At 72.3% G+C, this 21,016-nt stretch carries 20 protein-coding genes and 1 tRNA gene; 19 read left to right on the top strand and 2 right to left on the bottom strand.

The genetic code is table 11. The features are described 5' to 3' along the window. Nucleotides 1-683: type 1 periplasmic-binding domain-containing protein (locus JAV76_RS14125; RefSeq protein WP_198734713.1), on the top strand; the 683-nt coding region annotated here is incomplete at its 5' end. An 83-nt stretch (nt 684-766) separates the two neighbouring features. Here JAV76_RS14125 and JAV76_RS14120 read toward each other — a convergent pair. Continuing rightward, nucleotides 767-839 (bottom strand) — tRNA-Arg (locus JAV76_RS14120). A gap of 150 nt (nt 840-989) precedes the next feature. Beyond that, nucleotides 990-1,673, bottom strand: coding sequence for a FadR/GntR family transcriptional regulator (locus tag JAV76_RS14115; protein WP_307844262.1), 684 nt, complete (start codon nt 1,671-1,673; stop codon nt 990-992). 140 nt (nt 1,674-1,813) lie between these two features. On the opposite strand from JAV76_RS14115, the gene argS reads away from it, so the two are divergent. From argS to JAV76_RS14025, 18 genes are all read left to right on the top strand, one after another. Beyond that, nucleotides 1,814-3,493, top strand: a complete 1,680-nt coding sequence (argS, locus tag JAV76_RS14110; protein WP_198734711.1) for an arginine--tRNA ligase — start codon at nt 1,814-1,816, stop codon at nt 3,491-3,493. Further along, the gene (gene lysA, locus JAV76_RS14105; RefSeq protein ID WP_198734710.1) at nt 3,490-4,845 is read left to right on the top strand and encodes a diaminopimelate decarboxylase; all 1,356 of its coding nucleotides are present in this window, start codon (nt 3,490-3,492) and stop codon (nt 4,843-4,845) included. Before argS ends, lysA begins: the two co-directional genes overlap by 4 nt. A 129-nt stretch (nt 4,846-4,974) precedes the next feature. After that, nucleotides 4,975-6,288 carry a homoserine dehydrogenase gene (locus JAV76_RS14100; RefSeq protein ID WP_198734709.1) on the top strand — a complete coding sequence of 438 codons (1,314 nt, stop codon included), beginning with the start codon at nt 4,975-4,977 and terminating at the stop codon, nt 6,286-6,288. Continuing rightward, nucleotides 6,288-7,358, top strand: a complete 1,071-nt coding sequence (thrC, locus tag JAV76_RS14095; RefSeq protein ID WP_198734708.1) for a threonine synthase — start codon at nt 6,288-6,290, stop codon at nt 7,356-7,358. Before JAV76_RS14100 ends, thrC begins: the two co-directional genes overlap by 1 nt. Before the next feature lie 8 nt (nt 7,359-7,366). Next, entirely contained in the window at nt 7,367-8,287 is a 921-nt protein-coding gene (gene thrB / locus JAV76_RS14090) for a homoserine kinase (protein WP_198734707.1), read from the top strand. 367 nt (nt 8,288-8,654) lie between these two features. Further along, nucleotides 8,655-10,742, top strand: coding sequence for a transcription termination factor Rho (rho, locus tag JAV76_RS14085; protein WP_307844260.1), 2,088 nt, complete (start codon nt 8,655-8,657; stop codon nt 10,740-10,742). A 136-nt stretch (nt 10,743-10,878) separates the two neighbouring features. Further along, nucleotides 10,879-11,097, top strand: coding sequence for a 50S ribosomal protein L31 (rpmE, locus tag JAV76_RS14080; protein ID WP_198734705.1), 219 nt, complete (start codon nt 10,879-10,881; stop codon nt 11,095-11,097). 123 nt (nt 11,098-11,220) lie between these two features. Continuing rightward, a complete protein-coding gene (gene prfA / locus JAV76_RS14075; protein WP_198734704.1) occupies nt 11,221-12,306 on the top strand; it encodes a peptide chain release factor 1 in 1,086 nt (361 codons plus the stop codon). A 1-nt stretch (nt 12,307) separates the two neighbouring features. Next, a complete protein-coding gene (gene prmC, locus JAV76_RS14070; RefSeq protein WP_307844259.1) occupies nt 12,308-13,240 on the top strand; it encodes a peptide chain release factor N(5)-glutamine methyltransferase in 933 nt (310 codons plus the stop codon). After that, a complete protein-coding gene (locus JAV76_RS14065; protein ID WP_198734703.1) occupies nt 13,237-13,974 on the top strand; it encodes an L-threonylcarbamoyladenylate synthase in 738 nt (245 codons plus the stop codon). The genes prmC and JAV76_RS14065 overlap by 4 nt, the downstream gene beginning before the upstream one ends. Continuing rightward, nucleotides 13,971-15,098, top strand: coding sequence for an MraY family glycosyltransferase (locus JAV76_RS14060; RefSeq protein ID WP_198734702.1), 1,128 nt, complete (start codon nt 13,971-13,973; stop codon nt 15,096-15,098). Before JAV76_RS14065 ends, JAV76_RS14060 begins: the two co-directional genes overlap by 4 nt. Then, a complete protein-coding gene (locus JAV76_RS14055) occupies nt 15,095-15,574 on the top strand; it encodes a Cg1360 family ATP-synthase-associated protein (RefSeq protein ID WP_230402339.1) in 480 nt (159 codons plus the stop codon). The genes JAV76_RS14060 and JAV76_RS14055 overlap by 4 nt, the downstream gene beginning before the upstream one ends. 222 nt (nt 15,575-15,796) lie before the next feature. Next, nucleotides 15,797-16,591, top strand: coding sequence for a F0F1 ATP synthase subunit A (gene atpB / locus JAV76_RS14050; RefSeq protein ID WP_198734701.1), 795 nt, complete (start codon nt 15,797-15,799; stop codon nt 16,589-16,591). A 104-nt stretch (nt 16,592-16,695) separates the two neighbouring features. After that, a complete protein-coding gene (gene atpE, locus JAV76_RS14045; protein WP_307844257.1) occupies nt 16,696-16,932 on the top strand; it encodes a F0F1 ATP synthase subunit C in 237 nt (78 codons plus the stop codon). Beyond that, nucleotides 16,932-17,510: a F0F1 ATP synthase subunit B gene (locus JAV76_RS14040; RefSeq protein WP_198734700.1), complete on the top strand. Its 579-nt coding sequence runs from the start codon at nt 16,932-16,934 to the stop codon at nt 17,508-17,510. The genes atpE and JAV76_RS14040 overlap by 1 nt, the downstream gene beginning before the upstream one ends. Beyond that, nucleotides 17,510-18,325, top strand: a complete 816-nt coding sequence (locus JAV76_RS14035) for a F0F1 ATP synthase subunit delta (protein WP_198734699.1) — start codon at nt 17,510-17,512, stop codon at nt 18,323-18,325. Before JAV76_RS14040 ends, JAV76_RS14035 begins: the two co-directional genes overlap by 1 nt. 88 nt (nt 18,326-18,413) lie before the next feature. After that, a complete protein-coding gene (atpA, locus tag JAV76_RS14030; protein WP_198734698.1) occupies nt 18,414-20,048 on the top strand; it encodes a F0F1 ATP synthase subunit alpha in 1,635 nt (544 codons plus the stop codon). Between the two features lie 3 nt (nt 20,049-20,051). Further along, on the top strand, nt 20,052-20,951 hold the full coding sequence (locus JAV76_RS14025) for a F0F1 ATP synthase subunit gamma (protein WP_198734697.1): 900 nt from the start codon (nt 20,052-20,054) through the stop codon (nt 20,949-20,951). Nucleotides 20,952-21,016: the final 65 nt, after the last annotated feature.

Below are 21,016 nucleotides of genomic sequence, written 5' to 3'. Positions count from 1 at the left end.
CGCCGACCCCCACCGTCCGCCCCCGGGTGCTCGCCGCCCTCCTCACGACCCTCACGGTCCTGGGCGCGCTCGCCGGGTGCGCCCCGGACGGCGGCTCGTCGAGCACGCCGACCTCGACGAGCCCGGCCTCCGCCGGCCCGGGAGCGACCTCGTCCGCCGGACCCTCGACCGACACCCCGGCTCCCGGGAGCACCGTCGCTCCGCTCCCCGGCGGCGAGCTGCCTCCGGGGCTGACGCTGGCCGTCGTGGTCCCGTCCTCGACCGCCGACACCGCCGCGGCCGTCACGGAGGTCGAGGCCTTCGCCGCGGCCCACGACGCGTCCGTCTCGGTGATCGCGCCCGACGCGGCCTCGTCCCGGGGTGAGGGCTCCCTCCTCGACCCGGAGACTCTTCTCGGCGACGCAGTGGCCGAGGGGACCGACGTGGTCGTCGTGATCGGCGGAGACCTGCTCGCTGCGCTCGACCGGGTGTCCGCCTCGACGCTCGACCAGCAGTTCGTCGTGATCGGCGCCCAGCTGCCCGAGCCGACGGCCAACGTCACCGCCGTCGTGTGGCCCGGCGCGGACTCGCGCGACGGGTCGTCCCCGGAGGCGGAGGTCGCGCCGAGGGTCGGCGAGGCGCTCGCCGCCGGGCTCGCTGCCGTGGTGGCTGAGGCGACGGGCTACGTGATCGCCCTGCCCTGACGGGCGTCGGCACGCACGGACCGTCGTTCGCTGCCGCGGAACGACGAAGGGCGGAGATCCGTGGATCTCCGCCCTTCTGCGTGTGCCCTCGACAGGATTCGAACCTACGACCTTCTGCTCCGGAGGCAGACGCTCTATCCACTGAGCTACGAGGGCTGGACCGGACCGGGGGGCGTCGTGGTGATCGCACGTGAGATCCGACGCAGGCCCCGTTCAGGCATAGAGCACACTACCAGCACCGCGGGGGTGCGCTCCACGTGGGTGCCCCCGTCGGCTCCGAGCGTCCGTCGACGGGTCGCCGACGGGTCACCGGCCGGTGACCCCGGCGCGCTCGGCGGGCTCGACGTAGATGTCGAGGTAGGAGGTGATCTCGTCCATGGCCCGCTGGGGGTCCCCGAGGGCGATGGCCTCCACGAGGGCATCGTGGTCGTCCGCCGACTGGGTGTGCAGGAGCCCGACGACGTTGGTCCGGATGTTCGCGCCGATGGCGTCGACGAGGTGCTCGTAGAGGCTCAGGAGGACCGGGTTGCGGGCCGCGGCGGCGATCGCCCGGTGGAGCTCGAGGTCGGCCGAGACCATCGCGTCGACGTCGCCGCTGGCGAAGGCCTCCTGGCGTGCCGTGTTCAGCGCACGCAGCGTCAGCACCTCCGCGTCGCTGCGGCGCCGCGCGGCGAGCCGTGCCGCCTCGACCTCGAGGCTGCGCCGCACCTCGAGGACGTGCTGGTGGTTCGCGTCGGCGATCTGGCGCCCCATGACCACCGTCAGCTCCGAGTCGGAGAGCACGTAGGTGCCCGACCCCTGCCGCCGCATGAGCAGCCCCGCGTGCACGAGGGACTGGACGGCCTCGCGCACCGTGTTGCGGCCGACGCCGAGGAGGGCGGCCAGCGCCGGCTCGGTGGGGATCCGGCTGCCCACCGCCCACTCGCCCGACGTGATCCGGGCGCGCAGCTGCTCGACGGCCCGGTCGATCAGCCCTGATCTGTCGCTCACACCGCTCCTGGCGCTCATCCCATGAATTCTTCCATGTCGGGGGCGCGCTCGTCGTCGAGCGCCGCAGGGCGAACGTACCGCCCGGCGGCCCACCCCTGCCCGCCGCGTCCGCGCCCGGCCCGAGTCGGTAGGATCGTCCGGTGACCCCCAACGAGCTCTCCGACGCGCTCCGCGCTGCCCTCGACGCCGCCGTCTCCGACGGGACCCTCGCGCTCGACGCGAGCGAGCTCCCCGACGAGATCCGCGTCGAACGCCCTCGCCAGCGTGAGCACGGCGACTGGTCGACGAACGTGGCTCTCCAGCTCGCGAAGAAGGCCGGCGCCCAGCCCCGCGCGCTCGCGGAGGACCTCGCGCGCCGGCTCGCCTCCGTGCCCGGCGTCCGGTCCGCGGACGTCGCGGGCCCCGGCTTCCTCAACATCTCGCTCGACGCGGCCGCCGCCGGCGAGCTCGCCCGGACCGTCCTCGACCAGGGGACGGCCTACGGTCGCGGAGACGCCGAGGCCGGTCGCCGGGTGAACCTCGAGTTCGTGTCGGCCAACCCGACGGGCCCCATCCACATCGGGGGCGTGCGCTGGGCCGCCGTCGGCGACTCCCTCGCGCGGGTCCTCGAGGCCGCGGGGGCCGAGGTCACCCGCGAGTACTACTTCAACGACCACGGGGCGCAGATCGACCGCTTCGCCGGGTCGCTCCTCGCCCGCGCACGCGGCCAGGAGCCGCCCGAGGGCGGTTACGGCGGCCAGTACGTCCAGGACATCGCGGACGCCGTGATCGCCGACGCCGCCGCCGCCGGTGACCCCGACCCGCTGACTCTGCCCGACGCGGAGGCGCAGGAGGTCTTCCGCGCCCGGGGCGTCGACCGCATGTTCACCGAGATCAAGGTCTCCCTCCACGGGTTCGGCGTCGACTTCGACGTGTACTTCCACGAGGACTCGCTCCACGAGTCCGGTGCCGTCGACCGCGCCGTCGCCCGCCTGCGCGACGCAGGGCACGTCTACGAGCAGGACGGCGCGACCTGGCTGCGGACCACCGACTTCGGTGACGACAAGGACCGGGTCGTCGTGAAGTCCGACGGCGAGGCCGCGTACATCGCCGGGGACATCGCGTACTACCTCGACAAGCGCGAGCGCGGCGCCACGGACGTCATCCTCATGCTCGGTGCCGACCACCACGGCTACGTCGCCCGCCTCATGGCGGTCTGCGCGGCGTTCGGGGACGTGCCCGGGACCAACCTGCAGATCATCATCGGGCAGATGGTCAACCTGCTCAAGGACGGCGAGCCGTTCCGCATGTCCAAGCGCGCCGGGAACGTCGTGACCCTCGAGGACCTCGTCGAGGCCGTCGGGGTCGACGCCGCACGCTACGCGCTCGTGCGGTCCTCCACGGACTCCACGCTCGACATCGACATCGACCTCCTGACGCGCGCCACCAACGAGAACCCCGTGTTCTACGTCCAGTACGCGCACGCCCGGACCGCGAACGTCGCCCGGAACGCCGCCGACCACGGCGTACGCCGCGAGGACGCCTTCGAGCCCTCCCTCCTCGTCGCGGAGACGGAGGCGAGCCTCCTCGGGGCGCTCACCGAGTTCCCCCGGGTCGTGGCCCAGGCCGCCGAGCTCCGCGAGCCGCACCGCGTCGCCCGCTACCTCGAGGCGCTCGCCGGCGAGTACCACAAGTGGTACGCCGAGTGCCGCGTGACGCCCGTCGGCGACGAGGACGTCACCGACACGCACCGCACCCGTCTGTGGCTCAACGACGCGACCCGCCAGGTCCTCGCGAACGGCCTCGGGCTCCTCGGCGTGAGCGCCCCGGAGCGCATGTGACCGGCCTCGACGCCCACGTCTGGCCCCAGGGGGCGACGCTCGACGCGGACGGGGGGATCGTCCTCGCGGGACTGCCCGCGGCCGAGCTCGCCGCCGAGCACGGCACGCCCGTCTACGTCCTCGACGAGCAGCACTTCCGGGACCGCGCACGCCTCTTCGTCCGCTCCTTCGGCGAGGCGTTCGGGGACGTCGGGACCACCGTCGACGTCTACTACGCCGGGAAGGCGTTCCTCTCGGTCGCCGTCGCCCGGTGGGCCCACGAGGAGGGCCTGCGCGTCGACACGGCGAGCGGCGGCGAGCTGGCCGTCGCGCTGCGCGCCGGCGTCCCCGGCAGCGCGGTCGGGCTCCACGGCAACAACAAGTCCGACGCCGAGATCGCCCGCGCGGTCGACGCGCGCGTCGGCCGGATCGTCGTGGACTCGGTCGCCGAGATCGCCCGCGTCGCGCAGATCGCCCAGGCCGCCGGCCGCGGGCCCGAGGACCGAGTCCCGGTCATGGTGCGCGTCACCACCGGCATCCACGCGGGCGGGCACGAGTTCGTCTCCACCGCGCACGAGGACCAGAAGTTCGGCATCTCCCTCGCTGGCGGGGCGGCGCTCGCGGCCCTCCAGGAGGTCCTCCGGCACGAGGAGCTCGAGCTCGTCGGCGCCCACGCGCACATCGGCAGCCAGATCCAGGACGCCCAGGCCTTCGAGGTGAACGCCCGCGCGATGCTCGGTCTCCGGGAGTCCTTGCGCGCGGCGTCCGGCCACCTCCTGCCGGAGCTCGACCTCGGCGGCGGCTACGGGATCGCCTACGTGCCGGGGGAGATCCCCATCGACGTGCCGTCCCTCGCGCGCGACCTCGCGTCGACCGTCGCCGCCGTCTGCGCGGAGATCGGCACGAGCATGCCGCGCATCTCCATCGAGCCCGGCCGGTCCGTCGTCGGATCGACGACGGTGACGCTCTACCGCGTGGGCGTCGTCAAGCCCGTGACCCTCGACGACGGTTCGGTACGGACCTACGTCTCGGTCGACGGCGGGATGAGCGACAACATCCGTCCCGCGCTCTACGACGCCCGGTACACCGCGCGGCTCGCCAACCGCCAGGGGAGCACGGACACGGTGCGGGCCCGCGTCGTCGGCAAGCACTGCGAGAGCGGCGACATCGTCATCCCCGACATCGCGCTCCCGGCGGACGTCGCCCCCGGCGACCTGCTCGCCGTCCCGGCGACCGGCGCCTACGGCCGCTCCATGGCGTCGAACTACAACCTCCTTCTTCGGCCCCCGGTGGTCGCGGTCCACGACGGGACGTCGCGCGTCGTCGTCCGCCGGGAGACCGAGGACGACCTCTTCGCGCTCGACGTCGGGTGACGACGCGCGCACGCCTCGCCTCGTCCCGGCCACGGACCGCAGCCGTATCCTGAGACGTGGGTCCACCCTGGGCGGTACGCACGTCAGGATCGTCGCGAGGCACCCGACCATGAACCAACGACTCGAAGGGTGGTCCCCGTGACCGCACCCACGGCGCTGCGCGTCGCTCTCCTCGGCTGCGGCGTCGTCGGCACGCAGGTCGTGCGGCTCCTGACCGAGCAGTCGGCCGACCTCGCGGCCCGGGTCGGGGCACCGCTCGAGCTCGTCGGGGTCGCGGTGCGCGACGCCTCGGCGCCGCGCGACCCCGCGGTCGACCGTGCCCTCCTCACGGAGGACGCGGAGGGCCTCGTCCGCCGTGCCGACATCGTCATCGAGGTCATGGGCGGCATCGAGCCCGCCCGGTCGCTCCTCCTGAGCGCGGTCGCCGCCGGGGCCTCCGTCGTCACCGCGAACAAGGCGCTCCTCGCCGAGGACGGCCCGACCCTCTACCGCGCCGCCGACGAGGCAGGCGTCGACGTGTACTACGAGGCCGCGGTCGCCGGGGCCATCCCGATCGTCCGGCCGGTCCGCGAGTCCCTGGCGGGCGACCGTGTCCGGCGCGTCCTCGGGATCCTCAACGGCACCACGAACTACGTCCTCGACCAGATGACCACGAACGGCCTGGGGCTCGACGACGCGGTCCGGCAGGCGCAGGCCCTCGGCTACGCGGAGGCCGACCCCACGGCCGACGTCGAGGGCTTCGACGCCGCGGCGAAGGCCGCGATCCTCGCGTCGCTCGCCTTCCATACCCGGGTCCGCATCGACGACGTGAGCCGTGAGGGCATCTCGTCCGTCACCGCCGACGACGTGGCATGGGCAGCCCAGACCGGTCACGTCATCAAGCTCCTCGCGATCTGCGAGGTCACCGACGAGGGGGTCTCGGCGCGCGTCCACCCCGCGCTCGTCCCTTCCGGACACCCGCTCGCTACCGTGCGCGGCGCGTTCAACGCCGTGTTCGTCGAGGCGGACGCCGCGGGCGAGCTCATGTTCTACGGGCGGGGCGCAGGCGGCGCGCCGACAGCCTCCGCGGTCCTCGGCGACGTCGTGTCGGTCGCGCGGCACCGGGTCCTCGGCGGCAAGGGCCCGGCCGAGTCCCACTACGCCCAGCTCCCCATCGCGAGCCCGCAGGAGGCGGTGACCCGCTACCAGATCCGCCTCGAGGTGGACGACCGGCCGGGCGTGCTCGCCCAGGTCGCCCAGCTGTTCGCCGAGCGGGGCGTCTCCATCGAGGCCGTCCGGCAGGCCCCGCGCCCCGCTGCCGGCGACGGTCCCGCGGGGGTGGCGCACCTGGTCATCACCACCCACGACGGCACCGAGACCGCGCTCGCCGCGACCGTCGCCGCCATCGAGGGTCTCGACGCCGTCCAGACCGTCACGTCCGTCCTGAGAGTCGAGGGAGCCTGATGGCCCACGTGTGGCAAGGCATCATCCGCGAGTACGCCGACCTGCTGCCCGAGCACCTGTCCGCGCGCGTCGTCACCCTCGGGGAGGGCGGCACGCCCCTCGTGCCCGCGCCCGCGCTCGACGTCCTCACGGGTGCCCAGGTGTTCCTCAAGGTCGAGGGCATGAACCCGACGGGCTCCTTCAAGGACCGGGGGATGACCACCGCGATCTCGGCGGCCGCGCACAAGGGTGCCAAGGCCGTGGTCTGCGCGTCGACGGGTAACACGTCCGCCTCCGCCGCGGCGTACGCGACGGCCGCGGGGATGACCTGCGCCGTGCTCGTGCCCGACGGCAAGATCGCGATGGGCAAGCTCAGCCAGGCCATCGCCCACGGGGCGCGGCTCCTCCAGGTGGACGGCAACTTCGACGACTGCCTCGTCGCGGCGCGCAAGCTCGCCGAGGCCTACCCGGTGGAGCTCGTGAACTCCGTCAACCCGGACCGCATCGAGGGGCAGAAGACGGGGGCGTTCGAGGTCGTCGACGTCCTCGGTGACGCACCGGACATCCATGCCCTGCCGGTGGGCAACGCCGGGAACATCACGGCCTACTGGAAGGGCTACGTGGAGTACGCGGAGGCGGGCGTGGCCGCGCACCGCCCGCAGATGTGGGGCTTCCAGGCCGCGGGTGCCGCCCCGATCGTCGCCGGGCACCCCGTGACGGAGCCCGACACCATCGCCACCGCGATCCGGATCGGCAACCCCGCGTCCTGGACGCAGGCGCTCGAGGCGCGCGACACCTCGGGCGGCGTCATCGAGGCCGTCACCGACGCGGAGATCCTCGCCGCCCACCGCATCCTCTCGGCCGAGTGCGGCGTGTTCGTCGAGCCCGCGTCGGCTGCGGGCGTCGCCGGGATCCTCTCGCGGGCCCGCCGCGGCCTCGTCCCCCCTGGGGCGCGCATCGTCGTGACCGTCACGGGGCACGGCCTCAAGGACCCGCAGTGGGCCCTGCGCACCGCGGACGGTGACGAGATCGTGCCGGAGCGCGTGACGGCCGACGTCGTGTCCATCGCCGACGCCCTTCAGCTGGCCTGAGGCCCACCGTGCAGCTCGGTGCGGACCACGTCCGCGTCCACGTCCCGGCCACGAGCGCGAACCTCGGGCCGGGGTTCGACGCGCTCGGCCTGGCGCTGGGCATCCAGGACGTCCTCGAGGTCCGCGCCCTCGGGAGCCCCGACGTCCGTGTGGACGTCAGCGGCGAAGGAGCGGGCGAGGTGCCCGACGACGACCGGCACCTCGTGGTACGGGCGCTGCGCGCTGGTCTTGAGCACGTCGGTGCGCCCCAGACCGGGCTGCACCTGACGTGCACCAACCGGGTGCCGCACGGTCGGGGCCTCGGCTCCTCGGCGGCAGCCGTCGTCGCCGGGCTCATGGCGGCACGGGGGCTCGTCGCCGACCCGTCCGGTCTCGACGACGACGCGGTGCTGGCGCTCGCGACGGAGCTCGAGGGGCACCCGGACAACGCGGCGCCCGCGGTGCTCGGGGGAGCGACCGTCGCCTGGTCGGTCGACGGGACGGCCCGCGCCGTGCGGCTCCAGGTGCACGACGAGGTCGACGTCACGGTCGTGGTCCCGCGCGAGCGCCTCGCGACCGTGACGGCGCGCGGGGTGCTGCCGGCGACCGTCCCGCACGCGGACGCGGCGCTCACCGCGGGGCGGGCGGCGCTCCTCGTCCACGCCCTCGCGCACGACCCGGACCTCCTCCACGAGGCGACCGAGGACCGGCTCCACCAGGAGTACCGCTCGACCGTGATGGTGAGCACGTGGGAGCTCGTCCAGGCGCTGCGCCGGGAAGGGCTCGCGGCGACCGTCTCCGGTGCGGGTCCCACGGTCCTCGTGCTGGGCCGGGTCGGCGACGGCGACCGCGTCGACCGTGCCGTCGAGTCCCTCGTGGGAGGGTCGGGACGCTGGGTGGCCCTGCGCCCGGGGATCGCCCACGGCGGGGCGACGGTCGAGCGCGTCTGAGCGCGGGAGGGAGCCGTCCCGCGGCCGCCCTTGACGGCGATCGCCGAGATCCGGTGACGACCCGCGGTGCTATAGTGAGGTCAGTCTCCCGCACCGCCCGGCTGTCGCCGGGCATCAGCGTGCACCTGGTCGCCGCGCAACGGCCCGCAGGGCATCATCGTGGATCATCGAGATCCTGTGGACAGCCACCGTCGTCATCTGGACGGGCACAGCACCTGGGAGACCATTCCGAACCGCGCCGTCAGACGTCATGTCCTGTGACGAGGCGTGTGTTCCCACTACGTCCTGGCCAGATCAGCGCCGGACGTCGACCGCCCGCGGCCCGTCTTCCCGACTCGTGGCCGCGAACGAGGGGGAAGGGTCCTTCGTGACAGACACCACCGACGCCACCGCGACCAGCTCTGCTGCCAGTGGCACCGCCCGGGCCGGCGCGATCTCCGCGCTGCGCCTCCCCGAGCTGCAGGAGCTCGCCGCCCAGCTCGGGGTCAAGGGCACGTCCAAGATGCGCAAGAGCGATCTTGTCGACGTGATCAGGGCGACGCAGGCCGGAGACCGTCCTGCCGCGCCCGAGAAGAAGACCCGCGAGCGTGCGGCCCAGGCACCCGTCGAGGCAGCGCCTGGCACAGGAGCGTCCGAGGCCGCTCCGGCCGCCTCCGCGGCGACCGAGGCGGAGCCCGCGCGGACCGCGGCCCGCCGTTCCGAGCGTGCCGCGCGTACCGCGCCGCTCACCGAGTCCGCAGGCCACCCGGAGCGTGCCCGGGCCGAGCGGGCCGACGTCCGTCTCGCGCCGGGCGAGACCCCGGACGAGCGCGCCGCTCGCGCTGCCGCAGCGGTCGTCGATGTCACCCTGCCCGAGCGTCCGCAGCGCGAGCGCGGCTCGCGCCGGGCGTCGCGGGGCGGCGGCGCCCCGCAGGACGTACAGACGTCGGCCCAGGTCTCGTCCCGCGACGAGGACGCCGCACAGGGCGTCGACCAGTCCCGTGGTGACCGGCCCGAGCGCGCCGGCCGCCAGCGCGGCGAGCGTGCCGAGCGAGGTGCGGTCGAGCCGCAGCGCAAGGAGGAACGCCCGGAGCAGCGGCGGGACGACCGCGGCGAGCAGCGCCAGGGCGAGCGTCAGGACCCGCGCCAGAACGGCCTGGACGACGACGAGGAGCGCGGCGGTCGCCGTCGGCGCGGGCGCGACCGCTACCGCGATCGTGACCGCAAGCGTGGACGCAACCGCGGCGGCAGCGACACCCCGGCCTTCGAGGAGATCGAGGTCCACGAGGACGACGTGCTCCTGCCCGTCGCCGGTGTCCTCGACATCCTCGACAGCTACGCGTTCATCCGCACCAGCGGGTACCTGCCGGGGCAGAACGACGTGTACGTGTCGCTCAACCAGGTGAAGAAGTCCGGACTGCGGCGCGGTGACGCGGTCACGGGTGCGGTCCGCCAGCTCCGCGACGGGGACACGTCCGGCCAGGCGACCGCCGGGCGGCAGAAGTACAACGCGCTCGTGCGGCTCGACTCGGTCAACGGGACGAGCCCCGAGGAGGCGCGGACGCGTCCGGAGTTCGCCAAGCTCACACCGCTGTACCCGCAGGAGCGGCTGCGCCTGGAGAACGGCGAGGCGACCCGTCTCACCCCGCGCGTCATCGACATCGTCGCCCCGATCGGCAAGGGCCAGCGTGGTCTCATCGTCGCGCCGCCCAAGGCCGGCAAGACGATCATCATGCAGCAGATCGCCAACGCCATCACGACGAACAACCCCGAGGTCCACCTCATGGTCGTCCTCGTCGACGAGCGGCCCGAAGAGGTCACCGACATGGAGCGGACGGTCAAGGGCGAGGTCATCGCCTCGACGTTCGACCGCCCCGCGTCGGACCACACCATCGTCGCCGAGCTCGCGATCGAGCGGGCCAAGCGTCTCGTGGAGCTCGGCCAGGACGTCGTCGTGCTCCTCGACTCCCTGACCCGGCTGTCCCGCGCGTACAACCTGGCGGCCCCCGCGTCCGGGCGCATCCTCTCCGGTGGCGTCGACGCGTCGGCGCTCTACCCGCCCAAGCGGTTCTTCGGGGCGGCGCGGAACATCGAGAACGGCGGCTCGCTGACCATCCTCGCGTCCGCGCTGGTGGAGACCGGGTCCAAGATGGACGAGGTCATCTTCGAGGAGTTCAAGGGCACGGGGAACATGGAGCTCCGGCTCGCCCGCTCGCTCGCGGACAAGCGCATCTTCCCGGCGGTGGACGTCAACGCCTCGGGCACGCGCCGCGAGGAGATCCTCATGGCCCAGGACGAGCTGCGCGTCATCTACAAGCTGCGCCGCGTGATGGGCGCGCTCGACCAGCAGCAGGCGGTCGAGCTCCTCCTGGGCAAGCTCAAGGACACGAAGTCGAACGCGGAGTTCCTGCTCCAGGTGCAGAAGACGACACCGAACGGGCTCGGCGACGACGAGAACGCCGGGCGGACCTTCTGACCCCACCCCGAGAGTCCGGAGGCGCGACCGGCGGGATGATTTCCCGCCGGTCGTGCGTTCTGGCAGAATGAACCGGCCTCTGGTTCACGGGAGCGGTCCTGCTCCCGACCCAGACGCCTCGATGAAGGAGATACCCGTGAAGGCTGAGATCCACCCCGAGTACGTCGAGACCACGGTCACCTGCACCTGTGGCAACTCGTTCGTGACCCGCAGCACCCAGACCTCGGGGCACATCAGCTCCGACGTGTGCAGCGCCTGCCACCCGTTCTACACGGGCAAGCAGAAGATCCTCGACACCGGTGGCCGCGTGGCCCGGTTCCAGGCTCGCTACGGCAAGAAGCCCGAGGGCAACTAGCATCACCGCAGCGCCGGTGGGACGCCGCCGACAACCTCTCCAGGGGCAGTCGGCACGGCGACCCACCGGCGCTGTCGTGCGTCCACCGAGAGCCGCCCGACCCGAGCGAGGAAGCACACCACCATGAGCGAGTCCTTCGCGGCCGTCGAGCCGCTCCTTGCCGAGCACGCGGAGATCGAGGGACAGCTCGCCGACCCCTCCGTCCACGCCGACGCGTCGCGCGCCCGCACCCTCGGGCGCCGGTACGCCGAGCTCGGCCAGGTGGTCGCCGCCTACCGGTCGTGGCGCGAGGCCGCCGACGACGCGGAGGCCGCCCGAGAGCTCGCCGCCGACGACGCCGGGTTCGCCGCCGAGCTCCCGGCGCTCACGGAGGCCGCCGACGCGGCGAGCGAACGTCTGCGTCGCGTCCTCGTGCCGCGCGACCCCGACGACGGTCGCGACGTGATCCTCGAGATCAAGGCCGGCGAGGGCGGTGAGGAGTCGGCCCTCTTCGCGGGCGACCTGCTGCGGATGTACCTGCGGTACGCCGAGCGGCGCGGCTGGAGGACCGAGGTCATCGAAGCCACCGAGTCGGATCTCGGCGGCTACAAGGACGTCCAGGTGGCCGTCAAGGCGCGGGGCACCGTCGCCCCCGAGGATGGCGCGTGGGCCAATCTCAAGTACGAGGGCGGTGTCCACCGCGTGCAGCGCGTCCCCGTCACCGAGTCGCAGGGACGCATCCACACCTCCGCCGCAGGGGTCCTCGTCTTCCCCGAGGTCGAGGACGCCGGCGAGCTCGAGATCGACCAGAACGACCTGCGGATCGACGTCTACCGCTCGTCAGGGCCTGGCGGCCAGTCGGTGAACACGACGGACTCCGCCGTCCGCATCACGCACCTGCCGTCCGGCATCGTGGTCTCCATGCAGAACGAGAAGTCGCAGCTGCAGAACCGCGAGCAGGCCATGCGGGTGCTCCGCGCCCGGCTCCTCGCCGCCCGGCAGGAGGAGGAGGCCGCCGCCGCCAACGACATCCGCCGCTCGCAGGTCCGCACCGTCGACCGCTCGGAGCGCATCCGCACCTACAACTACCCGGAGAACCGCATAGCGGACCACCGCACCGGCTACAAGGCGTACAACCTCGACGCCGTCCTCGACGGAGACCTCGAGCCGGTCGTCCGCTCCGCGATCGACAAGGACGAGGCCGCGCGCCTCGCCGCCGCCGGGAGCTGACGTGCCCGACGTCGCTGCTCTCGTGCGCGCGGCCGAGCGGCGGCTCGCCGACGCCGGCGTCGCCTCGCCGCGCAGCGACGCGGAGACCCTCCTCGCCCACGCCACCCATGCCGACCGTGCCGACGTGGTCCGCGCAGCGGTCATGGGACGCTCCGTGGGCGCGCTCGTCCGGGCGGGAGGGCCGGGGGAGAGCCGCGCGCTCGAGGACTTCGACGTCCTCGTCGGGCGTCGCGCCGCCCGCGAGCCTCTGCAGCACCTCGTCGGGCACGCCGCGTTCCGGCACCTCGTCCTCGAGGTGGGGCCAGGAGTCTTCGTGCCCCGGCCGGAGACGGAGGTGGTCGCCCAGGTCGCCGTCGACGAGGCGCGAGCCGTCGCGACGTCCGGACGCGCGCCGCGGGTGGTCGACCTGTGCACCGGGTCCGGTGCCATCGCGCTGGCCGTGGCGACGGAGGTGGCGACGTCCGAGGTCCACGCGGTCGAGCTCGACCGCGACGCCCACGCGTGGGCGTCGCGCAACGTCGAGGGCCTCGCGCCCGGCCGCCTCCGCCTGCTCCGCGCCGACGCGCGTCGTGCCCTGGCGGACCTCGACGGGACCTGCGACGTCGTCGTGTCCAACCCGCCCTACGTGCCTCCGGACGCCGTGCCCAGGGATCCCGAGGTCGCCCGGCACGACCCGGCTGTCGCGCTCTATGGCCTCGGACCCGACGGGCTCGAGGTCCCGCGAGGGGTCACCGCCGCTGCCGCCAGGCTCCTGCGGGACGGCGGCCTGTACGTCATGGAGCACGCCGAGTCCCAGGCCGAGGCTGCCCGGAGCATGGTCCGGGCGACCGGGGCGTTCGTGTCGGTCGAGACGCGGGAGGACCTCACCGGACGCCCGCGCATGGTCGTCGGGCGTCGAAACGACGCCGCGTTCGTGGGAGACTTCCGCTCGTGAGTACGCCTGCGATCCGACCGGCACACGACCCCGGCGAGTGGGGGCCCGCCATCGACGAGGCGGTGAGCTCCGTCCAGGGTGGAGGTCTCGTCGTCCTCCCCACGGACACCGTCTACGGGATCGGCGCCGACGCGTTCAGTCCCGAGGCCGTCGCCGCGCTCCTCGCGGCCAAGGGCCGAGGCCGGCAGATGCCGCCGCCCGTCCTCGTGGCGTCGGTCCCGGTGCTCGACGCCCTCGCCGTGGAGGTGTCGGCCGACGCGCGGGCCCTCGCCGAGCGGTTCTGGCCGGGCGCGCTCACCCTGATCCTCCGGTCGCAGCCGTCCCTCGCCTGGGACCTCGGTGAGACGCGCGGGACCGTCGCCCTCCGGATGCCGGACCACCCCGTCGCTCTCGCGCTCCTCGCGCGGACGGGTCCGCTCGCGGTCTCGAGCGCCAACCTCACCGGTCGTCCCGCCGCGCTCACCGCGGTCGACGCCCACGACCAGCTGGGGGCCTCCGTCCGCGTCTACCTGGACGGCGGCACCGCACCGGGTGGGGTGGCGTCGACCATCGTCGACGCCACCGGTGACGTCCTGCGTGTCGTGCGCCCGGGGGCGCTCACGCTCGCCGAGCTCCGGGAGGTCGCCCCCGTGGAGGAGGCGGCACCCGCGGAGGAGCCCGCGCCCGCGAAGGCTCCGGCGGACGTCGTGGAGCCCGAGGACGTCGTCGAGGAGACCGAGGGCGACCGAGGGTGAGGGTCTACCTCCTCGTCATGCTCATCTCGGCGGCGACCACCTTCCTCCTCACCCCTTTCGCACGGTGGTTGGCGATCCGTCTAGGAGCCGTCACCGCCGTCCGGGCGCGTGACGTCCACACGATCCCGACGCCACGGCTCGGTGGGGTCGCCATGCTCCTAGGGATGGTCATGGCCGTGGCCTTCGCGTCCCAGATGCCCTTCCTGTCCGGGGTCTTCGCCGCCTCCGACGACGCGTGGGTGATCCTCGGTGCCGGAGCCATGGTCTGCCTGCTGGGCATCGCCGACGACGTGTGGGACCTCGACTGGATGACCAAGCTCGTGGGGCAGGTCCTCGCGGGCGGGTTCATGGCGTGGCAGGGCGTGCAGCTCGTGACGATCCCGGTGGGGGGGCTGACCATCGGCTCCGACCGGCTGTCGCTGTTCGCCACGGTGCTCGTCGTCGTCGTGGCCATGAACGCCGTGAACTTCGTCGACGGGCTCGACGGGCTCGCAGCCGGCGTGATCGCCATCGGCGGGGGAGGGTTCTTCGTCTACACCTACCTCCTGACGCAGGACGCGAGCCCCACGGACTACTCGAACCTCGCGACCGTCATCGTCTCCGCCCTCGTCGGTGCATGCCTCGGCTTCCTGCCGCACAACTTCCATCCGGCGAGGATCTTCATGGGCGACTCGGGCTCGATGCTCCTCGGGCTCACCATCGCGGCCGCCTCGATCGTCGTGACGGGCCAGATCGATCCCGAGCGCGTCTCCGGGGGCCAGAGCCTGCCCGCCTTCATCCCGATCCTCCTGCCCATGGCGGTGCTCGTCCTGCCGCTGCTCGACATGACCCTCGCCGTCGTCCGACGCATGCTCGCCGGGAAGTCACCGTTCCACCCGGACCGCATGCACCTGCACCACCGGCTGCTCGAGCTGGGGCACTCGCACACCAGGGCGGTCGTCATCATGTACCTGTGGTGCGCGGTCTTCGCCTTCGGCGGCTCCGCCCTCGTCGCGCTCCCGTGGGAGACCGTCGCCGCCGGCCTCGGTATCGCCGTGGTCGTCTCGGTCGCCCTCACCCTCGGCCCGCTGCGCGGACGCACCACCCGGACCCCTACGACCACCTCAGGAGAGAGCACACCATGACGAGTCCCGGACCGGCCGACCCACGGCCCGACGAGCCCACGCCCGCCCAGGACGGCATCCCGGTGGTCCCCGCGCACGTCACGAAGGAGATCTTCGGGGCTGCGCTGCGCGCGACGCTCCTGCTCCTCGCCGTCGTGAGCGTCGTCGGTGTCGGGGTGGGTGCGCTCGTCGCGGGGACCCCCGGCGTCTGGGGGGCGCTCCTGGGCGTCGCGATCACGCTGCTCTTCTCGGGCACGACCATCCTCTCGATGGTCTGGACGGCCGACAGGTCGCCGAGCACGACGATGGCGGTGGTCCTGGGGGCGTGGATCGCGAAGATGGCGGTGCTCGTCGTCGTGCTCGCCACGGTGGGCCAGATGGACTTCTTCCACAGGGTGGTGTTCGCGGTCGTCGTGCTCGTCGGGGTCGTCGGGTCCGCGGCGCTCGACATGTACTGCGTGGTCAGAGGGCGGGAACCGTACGTCTCGCCGCGCTGACCTCGGCCCGTCCGGGACCGTGGGGACGCTGTGGGCGGTGCGCGCCACGGATGGTGGCGCAGACGTCGACGACCGGGCGCGGCACGGCGTCCCGAGGAGGAGGGCCCATGGGTTAGGATTCTTGCGATCCATGACGGACAGGTCCGCCCTGGCCAGACCGCGACGCAGCGGACGCCGACGGACCACGACGACCAGGAGTTTGCTCTGTCCACCAACGCGACGATGACGCTGTTCGCCGCCACCGGTGAGGACGGCGGATTCCACCCCCCGTCGATCGCCGAGTTCTTCCCGTCGGCAATCTTCTTCGAGGGCACGGCCTTCGAGTTCAACCGCATCATGCTCGTCCGTGTCGTCGCCGCAGCGGTGCTCATCGCGCTGTTCGTCCTCGCGGCCCGCAAGGCGAAGCTCGTCCCCGGACGTGGCCAGAACATCGCCGAGATGGGGCTGGACTTCGTCCGCGTGAGCATCGCGGAGGAGATCCTCGGGCACAACGCGCGGCGCTACGTGCCGCTGCTGACCACCCTGTTCTTCGCGATCCTCGCGTTCAACATCACGGGCATCATCCCGTTCCTGAACATCGCCGGGACGTCGCTGATCGGGCTCCCGATCCTCATGGCCCTCTGGGTGTACGTGGTGTACCTCGCCTCGGGGATCCAGAAGTTCGGTCTGTTCGGTTACCTCAAGACCAACCTCTTCCCGCCCGGCGTGCCGTGGTTCCTCTACGTGCTCATCACCCCGATCGAGATCCTCCAGGTCTTCGTCTTCCGGCCCGTGACGCTCGCCCTGCGACTCACCGCGAACATGATCGCCGGGCACCTGCTGCTCGTGCTGTGCTTCGGTGCCACGCACTTCTTCTTCTTCGAGGCCACCGGAGCCCTCAAGGCCATGGGAGTCGTCTCCCTGGCGGCGGGCTTCGGGTTCACACTCTTCGAGATCCTCGTCGCGGTGCTCCAGGCCTACGTCTTCACGCTCCTCGCAGCGGTGTACATCTCGATGGCCGTGGAGGAGGAGCACTGATACCGGTGCCTCTCGTCCCGCACGGCCGTCCCCTCTTCTCCACCCACGCGTAGCACTCCCCACATGACGCCCCGTCCGGGGCGCCCAACGGAAGGATCACCCCAGTGGACACCACCACCACTCTCGCCGAGCTCACCGGAAACATCGCCACGGTCGGTTACGGCCTCGGCACGCTCGGCCCGGGCATCGGCCTCGGCATCCTCATCGGCAAGACCGTCGAGGGCATGGCACGCCAGCCCGAGGTCGCCGGCCAGCTCCGCACCACGATGTTCATCGGTGTGGCGTTCGTCGAGCTGCTCGCGCTCCTGGGTATCGTCGCCGGCTTCCTCTTCACCGCCTGATGTCAGCCCTGGATGCAGCCGGGGTCACCCTGGCAGCGACGGAGGGCGAGGTCGAGGGCATCAACCTGTTCATCCCGGCGGCCTACGACATCATCTGGTCCGCGGTGGTGCTCGCCGTGATCGCGTTGATGTTCAAGATGATCCTGCCGAAGTTCACGGCGATCCTCGACGAGCGGACGGCGAAGATCGAGGGCGGGCTGCACAAGGCGGAGGCCGCGCAGGCCGAGGCCGACGCCGTGCTCGCCGAGTACAAGGCGCAGCTCACCGAGGCCCGCACCGAGGCCGCGCGCATCCGCGAGGAGGCCCGCACAGAGGCCGGGCAGATCGTCGCCGAGGCGCGCACCAAGGCGTCCGAGGAGTCGGCACGGATCCTCGAGACCGCCCAGCGCCAGATCGAGGCGGAGCGCCAGCAGGCCGCCACGTCGTTGAAGAACGACGTCGGCACGCTCGCGACCCAGCTCGCGTCGAAGATCGTCGGCGAGTCCCTCGAGGACGCCGCACGTCAGTCGCGCGTCGTCGACCGTTTCCTCGACGAGCTCGAGGCGTCGTCGATGACCACCGCACCTAAGGGGAAGTGATGCGCGGGACCAGCCAGGCCTCTCTCGAGGACGTCCAGCGTCGGGTGGACCCGTCGCTGCTGGCGGCGGGGGACAGGGCACAGACCGTCGGTGAGCAGCTGTTCACCGTCGTCGACGCCTTCGACTCCTCCGGGGCGCTGCGGAGGTCCCTCGCGGACCCCTCGCGCCCCGCGGAGGACAAGGCCGGGCTGGTCCGGTCGCTCCTCTCCGGAGGTTTTGACCCGCTGACGGTGGACGTCGTCGAGGGGCTCGCCCGGAACCGGTGGTCCTCCGAGCGTGACCTCGTCGACGCGGTGTCCCTCGTCGCGGTCGGCGCGTTCCTCGCGGCCGCGCAGGCGCGCGGTGCTCTCGAGACCGTCGAGTCCGAGCTCTTCCAGATCACCCGAGGTCTGGTCACCCAGCGAGCGGTCCGTCAGGCGCTGTCCGACTCCTCCACCGAGGCGTCACGCCGCGTCCGGCTCGTCGAGGACCTCCTCGCAGGGAAGGTCGACGACGTCACGCTCGCGCTGTGCCGTCGCGCGGCAGCGGCCCCTCGGGGCGAGAGGTTCGTCCCGGCGCTCGCCCGCATCGGTGACATGGCCGCGGTGCGCCGCCGGAAGGTCGTCGCGTCCGTCACCAGCGGCTCGCCGCTCACCGGCGCGCAGCAGGACCGCCTCGCGGCACTTCTCGGCGAGGCGTACGGCAGCTCCATCCAGCTCAACGTCACCGTGGACCCGGCCGTCATCGGCGGGCTGCGCGTACAGGTCGGCTCCGACGTCGTGGACTCCACGGTGCTGTCGAGGCTCGCCGACGCCCGTCGACGACTGGCGAGCTGAACGCCACGACGCCGCACCGCCGACGGAGACGTCGGCACCAAGACATGAAAGTTCGACCGCTAACGCGGCCACGACAGGAGATAGAGCAATGGCTGAGCTGACGATCCGGCCCGAGGAGATTCGGGCCGCGCTGGACAGCTTCGTGCAGTCCTACACGCCCGAGGGCGTCGTCACCGAAGAGGTGGGCCGGGTCACCCTGGCCGGCGACGGCATCGCGCAGGTCGAGGGCCTGCCGGGCGCGATGGCGAACGAGCTGCTGCGCTTCGAGGACGGGACCCTGGGCCTCGCGCTGAACTTGGACGTGCGCGAGATCGGTGTCGTCGTGCTCGGTGAGTTCACCGGTATCGAGGAGGGCCAGGTCGTCCGTCGGACGGGCGAGGTCCTCTCCGTGGCCGTCGGCGACGGGTACCTCGGACGCGTCGTCGACCCGCTCGGCGAGCCCATCGACGGACTCGGCGAGATCGAGACCACCGGTCGTCGGGCGCTCGAGCTCCAGGCCCCTGGCGTCATGGCGCGCAAGTCCGTCCACGAGCCGCTCCAGACCGGCCTCAAGGCCATCGACGCGATGATCCCGATCGGGCGCGGACAGCGTCAGCTGATCATCGGGGACCGCCAGACGGGCAAGACCGCGATCGCGATCGACACGATCATCAACCAGAAGGCGAACTGGGAGACCGGGGACCCCACAAAGCAGGTCCGCTGCATCTACGTCGCCATCGGTCAGAAGGGCTCGACCATCGCCGCCGTGCGCGGTGCCCTCGAGGAGGCCGGCGCGCTCGAGTACACGACCATCGTCGCCGCTCCCGCGTCGGACCCCGCCGGGTTCAAGTACCTCGCGCCCTACACCGGGTCCGCGATCGGGCAGCACTGGATGTACGAGGGCAAGCACGTCCTCATCGTGTTCGACGACCTGTCGAAGCAGGCCGAGGCCTACCGTGCCGTCTCCCTCCTCCTGCGCCGCCCGCCGGGCCGCGAGGCCTACCCGGGTGACGTCTTCTACCTCCACTCCCGTCTGCTCGAGCGTTGCGCGAAGCTCTCCGACGAGCTCGGCGCAGGCTCGATGACCGGCCTTCCCGTCATCGAGACCAAGGCCAACGACGTGTCGGCGTACATCCCGACCAACGTCATCTCCATCACGGACGGGCAGATCTTCCTCCAGTCCGACCTCTTCAACGCCGACCAGCGTCCCGCCGTCGACGTGGGCATCTCGGTGTCCCGTGTCGGTGGCTCGGCCCAGGTGAAGGCCATGAAGAAGGTCTCCGGGACCCTCAAGCTCGACCTCGCCCAGTTCCGGTCGCTCGAGGCGTTCGCCATGTTCGCCTCCGACCTCGACGCCGCGTCGCGCGCGCAGCTCAACCGTGGTGCTCGGCTCCTCGAGCTCCTCAAGCAGCCCCAGTACTCGCCCTACCCGGTCGAGGACCAGGTCGCGTCCATCTGGGCCGGTACCAAGGGCAAGCTCGACGACGTCCCTGTCGAGGACGTGCGCCGGTTCGAGAGCGAGCTCATCGACCACCTGCGGCGCAACACCGACGTCCTCACGACCATCTCCACCACGGGGAAGCTCGAGAGCGACACCGAGTCGGCCCTCGAGTCCGCGGTCGAGGACTTCCGGAACGGGTTCCTCAAGGGAGACGGTTCGCCGCTCGTCGGCGGCGAGGACGCGGACGACTCGGACGCGGCCCCGGTCGAGCAGGAGCAGATCGTCCGACAGAAGAAGGCCTGACCCATGGCCGGTAATCAGCGCGTCTACAAGGCGCGGATCAAGTCGACGCAGTCGCTGAAGAAGATGTTCCGTGCCCAGGAGCTCATCGCGGCGTCCCGCATCGGCAAGGCCCGCGCCCGGGTGACGGCCTCCGAGCCGTACGCCAAGGCGATCACCCGTGCCGTCTCGGCGGTCGCGACCCACTCGGACGTCTCGCACCCGCTGACCTCCGAGCGGCCCGACGTGCCGCGCGTCGCGGTCCTGCTCATCGCGTCCGACCGCGGTATGGCCGGGGCCTACTCGGCGAGTGCCATCCGCGAGGCGGAGCGGCTCGTCGAGCGGCTCCAGGCCGAGGGCAAGGCGGTCGACCTGTACGTCAGCGGCCGCCGTGCCGTCGCGTACTACCAGTTCCGTGGCCGAGAGGTCGTCCGGTCCTGGACGGGGCAGTCCGACGCCCCGCGTCCGGAGGTCGCCGAGGACATCGCCGACACCCTCCTCGAGGCGTTCCTCGCGGAGACCGACGAGCGTCGCGTCGGCGAGCTGCACGTCGTCTACACGCAGTTCGTCAACATGGTCACGCAGCGCCCGCGCGTGATCCGCATGCTGCCGCTCGAGATCGTCGACGGGGTGACGCCCGCCGGGGAGACCTCCGCGGCCCTCCCGCTCTACGACTTCGAGCCCAGTCCGGAAGCCGTCCTCGACGCGTTGCTGCCCCGCTACGTGCGGAGCCGCATCTACAGCTGCCTCCTCCAGGCTGCCGCGTCGGAGCTCGCGTCGCGCCAGCGAGCCATGCACACCGCGACGGACAACGCCGAGGACCTCATCCGGATGTACACCCGGCTCGCCAACCAGGCGCGTCAGGGCGAGATCACCCAGGAGATCAGCGAGATCGTGTCGGGCGCCGACGCGCTCGCCGCATCCTGAACGGGCGCCGCATGACGACGCACCGCACGACCACAGCAGCTGCTACCAGCTCAGACCACGCCGGA

This window comes from Sanguibacter suaedae, assembly GCF_016342785.1.
Classification (GTDB): domain Bacteria; phylum Actinomycetota; class Actinomycetes; order Actinomycetales; family Cellulomonadaceae; genus Sanguibacter; species Sanguibacter suaedae.
This window is presented reverse-complemented; position numbering and strand designations above follow the sequence as displayed.